The sequence below is a fragment of the Pseudomonas sp. WS 5411 genome, assembly GCF_012985595.1.
In the GTDB taxonomy this organism is placed as follows: Bacteria; Pseudomonadota; Gammaproteobacteria; order Pseudomonadales; family Pseudomonadaceae; genus Aquipseudomonas; species Aquipseudomonas shahriarae.
In genome coordinates this window covers 213,577-226,231 of sequence record NZ_JAARMC010000002.1, presented here as the reverse complement: position 1 = coordinate 226,231, position 12,655 = coordinate 213,577, and the positions used below count along the sequence as shown (strand labels likewise).

Genomic DNA, 12,655 nt, shown 5'->3' with positions numbered 1-12,655 from the left:
TCAGCGACCCGCCTTCTTCGGCACCATCTTGCGCAAGATCTGCCTGGCCCGCCCGGTCAATTGCTTCAACTTCGATTCCTTCTCCGGCGCGCTCAGGCCCTGTTGCCTGAGCCAGTCCTTCCAGCGGATCCGCTCATCGCGCACCAACCAGCCCTCCTGCTGGGCAAAACTCTCCGCCAGGTACAAACCACGGGTGCTCGCCGGGATCAGTTGATCCTTCTTCAGGGTATACAGCTCGGCACACGGCTGGCCGTCCTTCAGGGGCATCAGGTACAAATCCGGGCGCTGGCGGTCCAGGCGCGCCACCAGTTGGTCGCCCTCCAGGCGTTCGTCCACATGGAACAGGCTCAGGGACTTGGCTTCCTTGGGCACTTCCAGGCGCAGGTCATAGATCAATTGCAGTGAGGCCGTGGGCAGGTGCACATAGGCCCGCGGGCGTTCGATCAACTGCATGCTGGCGCAGCGCACCGGGCGGGCGGCGCCGGACAGCGGCGACAGGCGAAACGGCAAGGCCTCGCGGTAGTGCAGGGCGCTGGAGTAGGGCGCCGGCAGCCAAGTGTCATTGAAACGTCCGCCGAGCCAGCCCTCCGGGGTCTCCAGCAGGCATTCCTCGGCGATTTCCTGGATAGCGGTGTGCAGCGGCAGGTTCAGTTCATGGGCTGGCACGTAGCCGGAAATCAGCTTGAGCACCACATCGCCACGGTCCTGCCGGCGCTGGCGCACCAACACCCAGTAATCGCGGTTTTGCCAGTGCAGCGTCAGGCGCACCGACACCCCGAGGTTGGCCAGTTCCAGGGCAAAGCGTTCGGCGTCTGCCACGTCCACTGGCTTGCGCCGCTGCAGGGTCTGGGCAAAGTTGAGCGGCATGCCCACGCTCTGGTAGCTCAGGCCTTCGGGGGTGGCTTCGACGTACAGCGGCAGTGTTTTGAAGTTGCTGGGGTTTTTTCTTATGAGCGTTCGCGGCATGTCGGCTCCTTCTTGCGTCGGGGTCGGCCGCGTCGGCGGCATCAGGATTGGCGAATGATCTTGGCAGCGGTTGCCACATTATGGGCAAGGTGCAGCGGGTTGATGGTCCCGACAATAGCACTGGCCACGCCCGTTTGCGCAAACAACAAGGTGAAACTGGCGTGAATTGGATCCACTCCCGGCTCAAGGCAGGCATGGCCACTGGCCAGAGCCTTTTTCACCAGGATGCCTTTGCCATGGGCGGCGGCATAATCAATCACGGCTTTTTCGTTTTGCTCGCTCAGATTGTAGGTGACCATGGCGCAATCGCCTTGTTCCAGAGCCTTCACCCCGCCTTCGACGGTTTTGCCGGAGAAGCCGAAACCGCGAATCTTGCCCTCGCGCTTAAGCTCCGCCAGAGTCTGGTACACCTCGCAGTCGTTTAGGATATGCAAGTCGTTGCCGTCGGAATGCACCAGCACCAGGTCGATAAAATCCGTTTCCAGGCGTTTCAAGCTGCGCTCCACGGACAACCGGGTGTGGGCGGCACTGAAATCGTGATGGGACACGCCGTCGGCAAACTCTTCGCCGACCTTGCTGACAATCACCCAGTCCTGGCGCTGGCCTCGCAGCAACGGCCCCAGGCGCTCTTCGCTATGGCCGTAGGCGGGTGCGGTGTCGATCAGGTTGATCCCCAGCTCGCGGGCCTGGCGCAGCAACATGCGCGCTTCTTCATCATTGGGGATCTGGAAACCATTGGGGTACTTCACCCCCTGGTCGCGCCCCAGCTTCACGGTGCCCAGGCCCAGTGGCGACACCAGCAGGCCGGTGCTGCCCAGGGGGCGATGGAGGTCATGCAGGGTCGGTAGGCTCATGGCAACAATTGCTCCCAGGCAGGTTGGGCGATGGCCGGGCGCGGCAGTTCGGGCAGCGGTGTGCTTGGCGTTGGCTGGATGCCGTCACGTTGCAGGGCGCCGAGCACCCGGTCGGCGAAGTCCGGCGCCAGGGCCAGCTTGGTCGGCCAGCCCACCAGCAAGCGGCCCTGTTCGGCGAGGAACGCGTTGTCCGGCCGGGTCAGGCCCGTTTGCAGGGGCTCGGCGCGGTCTACCCGCAGGGTCGCCCATTGGGTCTGGCTCATGTCGATCCATGGCAGCAGGTGCGCCAGCTCCTTTTGCGCCGTGGCGATCTGCTCGGCGGGCGTGCGGTGCACACCTTCGGTCTCGGCAATATCACCGCCCATGTACCACACCCAATGGCCATCGGCGGCCGGGTGGGTGGTGATGGTGATCCGTGGCTTGGTGCCGCCACCCAGGCAGTGCGCGTACAGAGGTTTGAGGCCGGGGCCCTTGGCGATGATCATATGCAGCGGGCGTTTTTGCATGGCCGGCTGGCTCAGGCCCAGGGCCGTCAGCAGCTCGGCGGTGCCGCCGCCGGCACTCAGCACGATGCGCTGGGCGCGGATCGCCCGGCCATCGACTTTCAGGCCAACGAGGATGCCACCTTCCAGCAGCGGTTCGATCTGTTGCCCGGCGAGCAGGCCGTCGCCGGCCAATTGTGCCAGGCGCTCGATCAGGCTCGGCACGTCCACCACCAGTTCGGCCAGGCGATAGACCTTGCCCTTGAAGCGGCGGTCTTGCAGGGCCGGCGGCAAATCGTCGCCCTTGACCTGATCGACGCGGCCACGCACCGCCTTGCTGGCGAAGAAGCTGGTGAGGTTGCCGGCCAGGGTGCCCGGCGACCACAGGTAATGGGCCTGGGACAGCAGGCGCACGCCCGTCAGGTCCAGCTCGCCAGTACCCGCCAGCGCTTCCCGCCAGCGTCGCGGCATATCGGCAATGGCTTCGGAGGCGCCGGTCAGGGCGCCATGCAGGGCGTACTTCGCACCACCGTGAATGATCCCCTGGGACTTCACGCTCTGCCCGCCACCCAAGGTCGCGTTCTCCACCACAATCGTGGAGAACCCCTGGCTGCGCAGGCGCGCATTGAGCCAGAGGCCGGCAACCCCGGCGCCGACAATCAGGACGTCGGTGGAAATAACGGATGGCATGGGGCGACCTCAGTGTTCAGAACAAGAGGCCAAGTATACAGACTCGACAGCGGGATCTTTGCCCAGGATCAACAACTGTAGAAGGTCAGTGGCCCGCGGTTTTCGAAAACAACTGAATCACCACCACCCCCAGCACAATCATGCCCATCCCCAGCATCGCCGGCAGATCGAGTTTTTGCCCATAGATAAACAGCGCCGCGATGCTGACCATGACGATCCCCAGCCCCGCCCACACCGCGTAGGCCACGCCCACGGGCACGGTGCGCACCACCAGGGTCAGCATCCAGAATGCGACGCCATAGCCGACGATCACCAGCAGCAGGGGGATTGGCGTGCTCCAGCCCTTGATCGCTTTCATGGAAACGGTGGCGATCACTTCCGAGCAGATGGCAATGGCCAGGTAGTAGTAGGCGGCGTTCATGGGGTGTTCCTCGGAATTGGGGCGTGTAATAAGGCCGGCATTCTAGAGAATCCGCAGATGGGGTAAAGTCATTACCTATCCGAATTAAAGATGGGTTGAGCCGATGAGCGTGCAGTGGAATCTGGAGCAGATGCGCCTGTTTGTCAGCGTCGCCGAGCAGCGTTCGTTCTCGGCGGTGGCACGGGACCAGCGCAAGGCGCAATCGGCGGTGAGCAATGGCATTGCCCTGCTGGAGGCCGACCTGGGCGTGAGCCTGTTTGATCGCAGCAGCGGTCGCCAGCCACGCCTGACCGAGGCCGGCACGGTATTGCTGGAGGAAGCCCGGGAAGTGCTGCGCCAGTGTGAGCGCCTCAACGGCCGCGCCCTGTCCCTGATGCGCGGCGAAGAAGCGCGGCTGCGTCTGGCCCAGGACGAAGCCATGCTGTATCAGCCGGTACTCGACAGCCTTGAGGCGCTGGCCGGTAAATTTCCCAGCCTGGAGGTGCAGTTGTCCAGCACGGCCCAGGGCGATGTCGCTCGCAAGTTGGTGGAGCGCAAGGCCGACCTGGGGTTGCTGTTCTACCACGATCAGATCCCTGAGGCCCTTGAACGGCGGGTGGTCGGCAGTGTGGAAATGGTCACGGTGTGTGGCGTCGGGCACCCGCTGGCCAGGGGTGGGTTTGTCGATTGCCAGCGTTTGGCGCAGTTTCGCCAATTGCTGATGTCGACCCAGACCAGCGTCTACCCCGGCAGCGAGGCGGCCAGCCCCCAGGTATGGCGCGCCGACAGTTTCTACGTGCTGGCCGAATGGTTGGTGCGCGGCCTGGGCTGGGCCTGGTTGCCCCGGCATGTGGTGCAGTACCCGACGTATCAGGGGCAGATGGTCGAGTTGGACAGCGAGTGGACGCCGCCGGCCCTGGTGGTGGAATTGGTATGGCGGCGCGATGAGCCCCTGGGCCCGGCGGCGCGCTTTCTGGCCGAACGTTTTACCGCGTGTTTGCAGGCGATCGGCTGAAAAAGCCGATAAACTCCGCCGCCATGAATAGAACTCTCTATAGCTGTCTGTTTTACCTGGCGCTGCCGTTGGTGGCCTTACGTCTATGGCTACGGGCCCGCAAGGCGCCGGCCTACGCCAAGCGCGTCAGCGAGCGCTTTTCCTACGGCTTGCCGTTACTCAAGCCCGGCGGGATATGGGTGCACGCGGTGTCGGTGGGCGAGAGCATCGCCGCCGCGCCGATGATCCGCGGTTTGCTGGAGCGGCATCCACAGTTGCCGATCACCGTCACCTGCATGACGCCCACCGGTTCCGAGCGGATCCAGGCGCTTTTCGCCGATGAACCGCGCATCCAGCATTGCTACCTGCCTTACGATTTACCGTGTGCCGCCAAGCGTTTTCTGGACCGGGTGCAGCCCAGGCTTGCGGTCATCATGGAAACCGAATTGTGGCCCAACCATATTCATCAATGTGCCAAGCGCGGGATCCCCGTGGCCTTGGCCAATGCGCGGCTGTCGGCACGTTCGGCCAAGGGTTATGGGCGTTTCGCCAAGCTGACTGCGCCAATGCTGGCAGACATGAGCCTGTTTGCCGTGCAGACCGCCACCGAGGCCGAGCGCTTCCGCAGCCTGGGCGCGCGCCCGGAAACAGTCGAAGTCACCGGCTCGATCAAGTTTGACCTGACCATCGACCCCGAACTGCTGGCGCGCGCCGCTGCGTTGCGCGAGCAATGGCAGGCCAGCGAGCGCCCGGTATGGATCGCCGCCAGTACCCACGAGGGCGAAGATGAAGTGGTGCTGGCTGCCCATCAGCAACTACTGGCCAGTTACCCCAACGCGCTGCTGATCCTGGTGCCCCGTCACCCGGAGCGGTTCAACGCAGTGCTGGAGCTTTGCCAACAGCAGGGTTTTGCTACGGTGCAGCGCTCCAGCGGCGCGCCGGTCGGTGCCGACACCTCGGTATTGCTCGGCGACACCATGGGCGAACTGCTGTTTCTCTACGCCTTGGCCGATAGCGCCTTTGTCGGCGGCAGCCTGGTGCCCAATGGCGGGCACAACCTGCTGGAGCCGGCGGCGCTGGCCAAACCGGTGATCAGTGGCCCGCACCTGTTCAACTTCCTCGAAATCGCCGCGATGATGCGCGAGGCCGGAGCGTTGCAGGAAGTGGATGATGCCGAGGGGTTGGCCGAGGTGGTGCGGCAACTGTTCGAGCTACCGCAGGATGCGCGCAAGCGGGCGCTGGCGGGGCTTAAGGTGATGCAGGCTAATCAGGGCGCGTTGAGGCGTTTGCTCGATGGCTTGGACAGACTAATCAAACCCTGACCCCGCTCGGTCAAAAATGTGGGAGCTGGCTTGCTTGCGATAGCCATAGGTATCTACATAACTCTTTTCTCTAGTGCTTATTGGGGTTGTGTACATATCCGTTGCTGCGGTTACGGCGGCTATTGGTTCCGCCCTTACGGCGGGTCACTTTCGAAGAGCGCGAAAGTAACCAAAGCGCTCTTGCCCCACCACTCGGTGCCTCGCCTAGGCTCGGCATGCCCGCAGTCAGGCATTGCTCCGTGGGCCCGCCGCGATCGGCCATCCATGGCCGTGTCGCGGCTACCCCGGCATCCTGCCGGGGTGCCCACTGCGCAATACCTGCCTGCGGCCATCGTGGTTTAACGGGGCGCCTGAGATCAAGATCAAAAGCCAGATCAAAATCAGAGCAACAGCAAAGCCGGGGCGCGAAGCTGCATTCCCCCCTGTGGGAGCTGGCTTGCCTGCGATGGCGGTGTATCAGTCGATAAATGTATTGGCTGATGTACCGCCATCGCAGGCAAGCCAGCTCCCACAGGTACACGCGCACGCCTCGAAGATCAGGTCGGCTGTCAGGCCGCCTCGCTTTGCTTTTGATCTGAGGCGCCCCGTTAAACCACGCTGGCCGTCATCCGATATTGATTTGGGGGGTAAACCGGCAGGACGCCGGTTTAGCCGCGCTGGGCCAGGGATGGCCCATCGCGGCGGCCCCCCAAATCAATGTCGGATGACGGGCACACCGAGCCTGGGCGAGGCACCGAGTGGTGGGGCAAGAGCGCTTTGGTTACTTTCGCGCTCTTCGAAAGTGAGCCGCCGTAAGGGCGGAACCCTAAGTGGCCATGGCCGCAGCAACGGATATGTACACAAACCTAAGAATCACTAAAGAAACGTGTAGTTACCTATGCTGCGATAGCATCACCTCGGTATTGCAGATAAACCGAGGTGCCTGTATCGCGGGCAAGCCCGACTCCCACACCAGCCAACTCTCACACGGGTGTTGTGGCGTGGCTCAATTGTTGGGGCGGGCCTTCAGTTGTTCGGCTGCGGCCTTGGCCAGATCCGGCGGCAGGAAATCCTTGTCCGGGTTGTAGTCAGCCTTCAGGTACCGCGCCAGATCCTGCAGATCCCCCGGGTTCAACGTCCCCGCCGCCTGCTTCAAGCGCAGGTTGTCGAGGATGTAGTCATAACGGCTGTTGTTGTAGTTGCGCACCGAGGTGTACAGCTGGCGCTGGGCGTCGAGCACGTCGACGATATTGCGTGTGCCCACCTGGTAACCGATTTCCGTGGCTTCCACTGCGCTCTGGTTGGAGATGATCGACTGGCGGCGTGCCTGTACCTGTTCCACATCGGTGTTCACCGCGCGGTGCAGGTTGCGGGTGTTTTCCACCACCTGGCGGCGCAGGCCTTCGCGTTGCTGTTCGGTCTGGCCCAGGCGCGAATAGGATTCACGCACCTGGGAGCTGGTGAGGCCGCCGCTGTACAGCGGGATATTCAGGCGCAGGCCGATGGTGCGTTGCTCGACATCACCACGATAAGTGCCGAGTGGGTTGGGGTTGCTGAAACCGAGGGCGTCGTTGTCGCCTTTTTCGTATTGCGCCACCGCGTCCAGGGTCGGCGCGTGGCCGGCCTTGCGTTGCTTGAGGGTTTCTTCGGCAGCGGTGACCGCATAGTTGCTGGCCAGCAGGTTCAGGTTCTGCCGCCCGGCGGTGTCGACCCAGGCCTTGGCGTCATTCGGCGCTGGCGGCAAAACGGGCAGGGTGTGGACAATGCCCTGGATCGCGTTGTACTGGCGGTTGGTCAGGGTGATCAGCGCTTCAAACGCGTCATCCACCTGGCGCTGGGCGAGGATCCGGTTGGCCCGCGCGGTGTCGTAGCTGGCCTGGGATTGCAGCACGTCGGTCTTGTCCGACAGGCCCACGTCGAAACGCTCGTTGGACTGGTCCAGCTGGCGCTTGAAAGCGGCTTCTTCGGCCTTGGTCGAGGCCAGGTTGTCCTGGGCGCGCAGCACGGCAAAGTAGTTTTCCGCGCTTTGCAGGATCAGTTCCTGCTCGGTGGCCGACAGCTGCAGTGCGGCCTGTTCATTGACCGCTTCGGCCGCCTGCAACTGGAACCAGCGGTCGGCACGGAACAGTGGCTGGCTCAGGGTCGCACGCCAGGTGTGGGCATCGCGATTGGCGGTGGCTGACGGGGTGTCGATCTGGGTGCGTACGTTGTTCACGTCGGCGCCGGCCGAAAGGTTGGGCAGCAAGCCGGCACGGGCCTGGGGCACCACTTCTTTTTGCGCGCCATATTGGGCGCGGGCGGCGGCCAGGTCGGCGTTGTTGTCCACCGCTTCCTGGTAGACGCTGACCAGGTCGGTTTTGGTCGACAAGGGCGCTTCTGCTGCCCAGACCATTCCATTGGTCGCACAAGACACGGCAAGAGCCAGTGAAAGTTTGCGCAGCATGAGGCGATCCCTAGATAAATATTACGACAATAATTTAGCGTTCAAGGCTACGACGAGCAATCCATAGCGTCAAGCCGCTGAGGCAGGAGCCGAGTGTAGTGGCCGTACCCCGGCACAACAATCCTGTAATTGCGCCATTCATCACGCTGAATGCACCGCTATTGGCAATTTGCCTGCTCCATGGTCTAGACTGGCCGCGTTCTTGTCGGGGTGCCTTGCTATGAGGCTGAGATCGGTAAATACCGGATCCCGTTGAACCTGATCAGGTTAGCGCCTGCGTAGGGAACAAGATTTCTCGTCACCCGGCGAGTCCTCTTGTGCTTCGTCCGGGATGTTGTTCGACAATCGAACAGCCCTCGTGCGCCAAGCACAGCACTGGTTCCAGTGCGTCCGTCCGCCACAGGTTCACTCCGACAAAAATCCACTGCCTGGATGTGTCTGGAGAGCCCGTGATGAGTACAAAACTAAAAAACACCGTGCATTTGAGTGAGTCGGCCAAGGTCGATTCCGGATCCGTGCAGCCGTTTACCCGCTCGCAAAAAGTCTATGTGCAGGGCACTCGCCCGGATATCCGCGTGCCGATGCGTGAAGTCAGCCTGGACGTGACCCCCACCGACTTCGGCGGCGAAATCAATGCGCCAGTGGTGGTCTACGACACCTCCGGGCCGTATACCGACCCGAACATCATCATCGACGTGCGCAAAGGCCTGGGCGATGTGCGTTCGCCGTGGATCGAATCCCGTGGCGACACCGAGCGCCTGGCGGGCCTCAGTTCGCACTTCGGCCAGCAGCGCCTGAGCGACGCCGAGCTGACCGCCCTGCGTTTTGCCCACGTGAAAAACCCGCGCCGCGCCAAGGCCGGGGCCAACGTGACCCAGATGCATTACGCGCGCAAAGGCATCATCACCGCCGAGATGGAATACGTCGCCATCCGCGAAAACATGAAGCTTGAAGAGGCTCGCGCCACTGGCCTGCTCGACCAGCAACACGCCGGGCACAGCTTCGGGGCCAGCGTGCCGAAAATCATCACCCCGGAATTTGTGCGCGAAGAAATCGCCCGTGGCCGCGCCATCATCCCGGCCAACATCAACCACACCGAACTGGAGCCGATGATCATCGGCCGTAACTTCCTGGTGAAGGTCAACGGCAATATCGGCAACAGCGCCCTGGGTTCGTCCATCGAAGAAGAAGTGGCGAAACTCACCTGGGGTATTCGCTGGGGCTCGGACACGGTGATGGACCTGTCCACCGGCAAGCACATCCACGAAACCCGCGAGTGGATCATCCGCAACTCGCCGGTGCCGATCGGTACCGTGCCGATCTACCAGGCCCTGGAAAAAGTCGGCGGCGCCGCCGAAGACCTGACCTGGGAGCTGTTCCGCGACACCTTGATCGAACAGGCCGAGCAGGGCGTCGACTACTTCACCATCCACGCCGGCGTGTTGCTGCGCTATGTACCGCTGACCGCCAAGCGCGTCACCGGCATTGTGTCCCGGGGCGGCTCGATCATGGCCAAGTGGTGCCTGGCGCACCATAAAGAGAACTTCACCTACACGCATTTCGATGAAATCTGCGAAATCATGAAGGCCTACGATGTCAGCTTCTCCCTCGGCGATGGCCTGCGGCCAGGTTCGATTGCCGACGCCAACGATGCGGCGCAGTTCGGCGAGCTGGAAACCCTCGGCGAGTTGACGAAGATCGCCTGGAAACACGATGTGCAAACCATGATCGAAGGCCCTGGCCATGTGCCGATGCAGTTGATCAAGGAAAACATGGACAAGCAGCTGGAGTGCTGTGACGAAGCGCCGTTCTACACCCTGGGCCCGCTGACCACCGATATTGCACCGGGCTACGACCACATCACCTCGGGCATCGGCGCGGCGATGATCGGCTGGTTCGGTTGCGCCATGCTCTGCTACGTCACGCCCAAGGAACACCTGGGCCTGCCGAACAAGGATGACGTGAAGACCGGGATCATCACCTACAAGATTGCGGCCCACGCGGCCGACTTGGCAAAAGGTCATCCGGGCGCGCAGATCCGCGACAACGCCTTGAGCAAGGCGCGGTTCGAGTTCCGCTGGGAAGATCAGTTCAACCTCGGCCTGGACCCGGACACCGCACGTTCCTATCACGATGAAACCCTGCCCAAGGACTCGGCCAAGGTCGCGCATTTCTGCTCGATGTGCGGGCCGAAATTCTGCTCGATGAAAATCACCCAGGAAGTGCGCGAGTACGCGGCCAACCAGCGCATCGAGGCGGTGGACGTGGATGTGGCCAAGGGCTTGGCCGAGCAGGCGGAGCGGTTCAAGCAGGAAGGCAGTCAGCTCTACAAAAAGGTCTGACCCCAATGATCGTTCCCACGCTCCGCGTGGGAATGCATCCCGTGACGCTGCGCGTCACAAAGCGGACGCGGAGCGTCCAAAGCGGCATTCCCACGCAGAGCGTGGGAACGATCATGTCCCTCTGAGATAACCCCCTTGAGCATTCAACCCAGCACCTATTCCCCTGACATCGCGGTGCCTGCCGATAAAAGAGTCTTCGGCGCCCGCGATCTGTTTTCCCTATGGTTCTCCCTCGGCATCGGCCTGATGGTCCTGCAAACCGGTGCACTGTTGGCGCCGGGGCTGGGCCTGTCGGGGTCGTTGTTGGCGATCTTGCTCGGTACCCTGGTGGGCGTGCTGTTGCTGGCTGCCGTCGGGGTGATCGGCAGTGACACCGGCCTGTCGTCCATGGCCGCCCTCAAGCTCAGCCTCGGCGCCAAGGGGGCGAGCCTGCCGGCGCTGTTGAACCTGTTGCAACTGATCGGCTGGGGCTCGTTCGAGATTATTGTCATGCGCGATGCCGCCAGCCTGCTGGGTACCCGGGCTTTCAGCGCCGGCAGCCTGTGGGCCAGCCCGTTGCTCTGGACCGTGTTCTTCGGTGGGCTCGCCACGTTGCTCGCGGTCAGCGGCCCGTTGACCTTCGTGCGGCAGATCCTGCGCAAGTGGGGGATCTGGCTGTTGCTGGCGGCGTGCCTGTGGCTGACCTGGAACCTGTTCGCCAAGGCCGACCTGGCCGCGCTGTGGGCCCAGGCCGGCGATGGTTCGCTGCCGTTTGCCGTCGGGTTTGATATCGCCATTGCCATGCCGTTGTCCTGGCTGCCGCTGATTGCCGATTACTCACGCTTCGGCCAGCGCGCCACCCGTGTGTTCGGCGGCACCGCCCTGGGCTTTTTTATCGGTAATTTCTGGCTGATGAGCCTGGGCGTGGCCTACACCCTGGCGTTTGCGCCCAGTGGCGAAGTCAATGCGCTGTTGCTGGCGTTGGCCGGGGCTGGCCTGGGGATTCCGCTGTTGCTGATTCTGTTGGATGAATCAGAAAACGCCTTCGCTGATATTCACTCGGCGGCGGTGTCCAGCGGCATGCTATTGCGCCTGAAAGTCGAGCACCTGGCGCTGGCGATTGGGCTTGTGTGCACGCTGATCGCCTGTTTCGCGCCCTTGGCCCAGTATCAGAACTTCCTGCTGTTGATCGGCTCGGTATTCGCGCCGCTGTTTGGCGTGGTGCTGGTGGACCACTTCATCCTGCGCCGGCGTGGCCAGGCCCTGGCTACAAGCCTGCGCTGGCCGGCATTGCTGGCCTGGCTGGGAGGAATCAGTACCTATCATCTGCTGGCCAATCTGTACCCGGATATTGGCGCGACCCTGCCGGCACTGGCGCTGGCAGGGCTGTTGCAATTTATCCTTGGGCGCGCTTTCAGCGGCGCACGGGCACCAGCTCAGGCTTGATGATGCCGTCGAGGCGAGCGTAAGGAATCTGCAACTCGACGTGGCCCATGGCGTAAGGCGCAATGGTGGTCGTAGGGTACTTGAGCACCACGGCACCGTAGGTCAGCGCCACGTTCGGGGTTTTCTGGAAGGGCCAGCTTTTCACGTACTCCGGCTCCAGGCTCAGGCGAGTGCTGATCAACCAGCTGTTGTGGGCCACTTGGGCGGCTTTCCAGAACGCGTCTTCCTTGCCCGGGCGCAGCATGTCCGCCAGGGTCAGGTTTTTTTGCTGTTGGCGCGAGTAGTTGATGAAGCCACGGCCGGGTTCGCCGTGGGCACCGCCGGTGTCCAGGTAGCTGGACAGCTCGATGATCACCAAGCCGTCATGCTGCTCCCGTACCTTGGCCTGCAAATACATGCTGTTGCGCGGGCCGGACTCACGCAGGAATTTTTCCCGATAGGCATTCAAGGTCGCCGGCACCGGGGCGCCGGGGGTGGTGCGGGTCATTTCCAGCAGGCGTTGCTCGATCAACGCATCGAGCTTGGGCTCGCTGGCGAAATGCACCGTATCGATGTTCACCAGCGGGCAATCGGCAGTGGTGCAGCCGGGTTGCACCACCTCGGAGGCATCGCGAGTGGCTTCCAGCGGCGCACGGTAGCTGGGTTGGAACAGGCTCTGGCAAGCACCGAGCGTCAGGGCAATACAGGCCACGGAGGCGACTTTTAACAGCGACATGGGCGTCCTTCATAAAGCGGAGAAGAGCGAAAGATATGGGGCT

Annotated in this window: 10 protein-coding genes and 1 riboswitch; of the genes, 4 read left to right on the top strand and 6 right to left on the bottom strand. The window is 62.7% G+C overall.

The features are described from left to right. From HBR93_RS04890 to HBR93_RS04875, 4 genes are all read right to left on the bottom strand, one after another. The gene (locus HBR93_RS04890; RefSeq protein ID WP_057437325.1) at positions 1-966 is read right to left on the bottom strand and encodes a hypothetical protein; all 966 of its coding nucleotides are present in this window, start codon (positions 964-966) and stop codon (positions 1-3) included. A 41-nt stretch (positions 967-1,007) separates the two neighbouring features. Further along, the gene (locus HBR93_RS04885; RefSeq protein WP_115127239.1) at positions 1,008-1,820 is read right to left on the bottom strand and encodes an aldo/keto reductase; all 813 of its coding nucleotides are present in this window, start codon (positions 1,818-1,820) and stop codon (positions 1,008-1,010) included. Further along, positions 1,817-2,992 (bottom strand): FAD-dependent oxidoreductase, encoded by a 1,176-nt coding sequence (locus tag HBR93_RS04880; RefSeq protein WP_169959893.1) that lies wholly within the window; start codon positions 2,990-2,992, stop codon positions 1,817-1,819. The genes HBR93_RS04885 and HBR93_RS04880 overlap by 4 nt, the downstream gene beginning before the upstream one ends. A gap of 85 nt (positions 2,993-3,077) precedes the next feature. Further along, on the bottom strand, positions 3,078-3,413 hold the full coding sequence (locus HBR93_RS04875; RefSeq protein ID WP_057437331.1) for a multidrug efflux SMR transporter: 336 nt from the start codon (positions 3,411-3,413) through the stop codon (positions 3,078-3,080). A gap of 103 nt (positions 3,414-3,516) precedes the next feature. Between HBR93_RS04875 and HBR93_RS04870 the strand changes: the two genes are divergently transcribed. Beyond that, entirely contained in the window at positions 3,517-4,407 is an 891-nt protein-coding gene (locus HBR93_RS04870; RefSeq protein WP_057958130.1) for a LysR family transcriptional regulator, read from the top strand. A gap of 23 nt (positions 4,408-4,430) precedes the next feature. Then, positions 4,431-5,708: a lipid IV(A) 3-deoxy-D-manno-octulosonic acid transferase gene (waaA, locus tag HBR93_RS04865; RefSeq protein ID WP_115127241.1), complete on the top strand. Its 1,278-nt coding sequence runs from the start codon at positions 4,431-4,433 to the stop codon at positions 5,706-5,708. 985 nt (positions 5,709-6,693) lie between these two features. Here the strand turns inward: waaA and HBR93_RS04860 are convergent. Further along, entirely contained in the window at positions 6,694-8,130 is a 1,437-nt protein-coding gene (locus HBR93_RS04860; RefSeq protein WP_169959892.1) for a TolC family outer membrane protein, read from the bottom strand. Positions 8,131-8,326: 196 nt separating this feature from the next. Continuing rightward, a riboswitch (TPP riboswitch) is annotated at positions 8,327-8,432 on the top strand. Between the two features lie 150 nt (positions 8,433-8,582). On the opposite strand from HBR93_RS04860, the gene thiC reads away from it, so the two are divergent. Both thiC and cytX read left to right on the top strand, forming a co-directional pair. Beyond that, complete coding sequence (thiC, locus tag HBR93_RS04855; RefSeq protein ID WP_057437335.1) at positions 8,583-10,472, top strand: phosphomethylpyrimidine synthase ThiC; 1,890 nt, start codon at positions 8,583-8,585, stop codon at positions 10,470-10,472. A gap of 135 nt (positions 10,473-10,607) precedes the next feature. After that, complete coding sequence (gene cytX / locus HBR93_RS04850) at positions 10,608-11,897, top strand: putative hydroxymethylpyrimidine transporter CytX (protein WP_115127243.1); 1,290 nt, start codon at positions 10,608-10,610, stop codon at positions 11,895-11,897. Here the strand turns inward: cytX and HBR93_RS04845 are convergent. Continuing rightward, positions 11,866-12,612, bottom strand: coding sequence for an RsiV family protein (locus HBR93_RS04845; protein WP_057437337.1), 747 nt, complete (start codon positions 12,610-12,612; stop codon positions 11,866-11,868). The genes cytX and HBR93_RS04845 overlap by 32 nt on opposite strands. Between the last annotated feature and the right edge of the window lie 43 nt (positions 12,613-12,655).

Bases quoted from the DNA above. Each gene is read 5' to 3' on its own strand.
- HBR93_RS04890 (WP_057437325.1), bottom strand. From the start codon at position 966: ATGCCGCGAACGCTCATAAGAAAAAACCCCAGCAACTTCAAAACACTG.
- HBR93_RS04885 (WP_115127239.1), bottom strand. From the start codon at position 1,820: ATGAGCCTACCGACCCTGCATGACCTCCATCGCCCCCTGGGCAGCACC.
- HBR93_RS04880 (WP_169959893.1), bottom strand. From the start codon at position 2,992: ATGCCATCCGTTATTTCCACCGACGTCCTGATTGTCGGCGCCGGGGTT.
- HBR93_RS04875 (WP_057437331.1), bottom strand. From the start codon at position 3,413: ATGAACGCCGCCTACTACTACCTGGCCATTGCCATCTGCTCGGAAGTG.
- HBR93_RS04870 (WP_057958130.1), top strand. From the start codon at position 3,517: ATGAGCGTGCAGTGGAATCTGGAGCAGATGCGCCTGTTTGTCAGCGTC.
- waaA (WP_115127241.1), top strand. From the start codon at position 4,431: ATGAATAGAACTCTCTATAGCTGTCTGTTTTACCTGGCGCTGCCGTTG.
- HBR93_RS04860 (WP_169959892.1), bottom strand. From the start codon at position 8,130: ATGCTGCGCAAACTTTCACTGGCTCTTGCCGTGTCTTGTGCGACCAAT.
- thiC (WP_057437335.1), top strand. From the start codon at position 8,583: ATGAGTACAAAACTAAAAAACACCGTGCATTTGAGTGAGTCGGCCAAG.
- HBR93_RS04845 (WP_057437337.1), bottom strand. From the start codon at position 12,612: ATGTCGCTGTTAAAAGTCGCCTCCGTGGCCTGTATTGCCCTGACGCTC.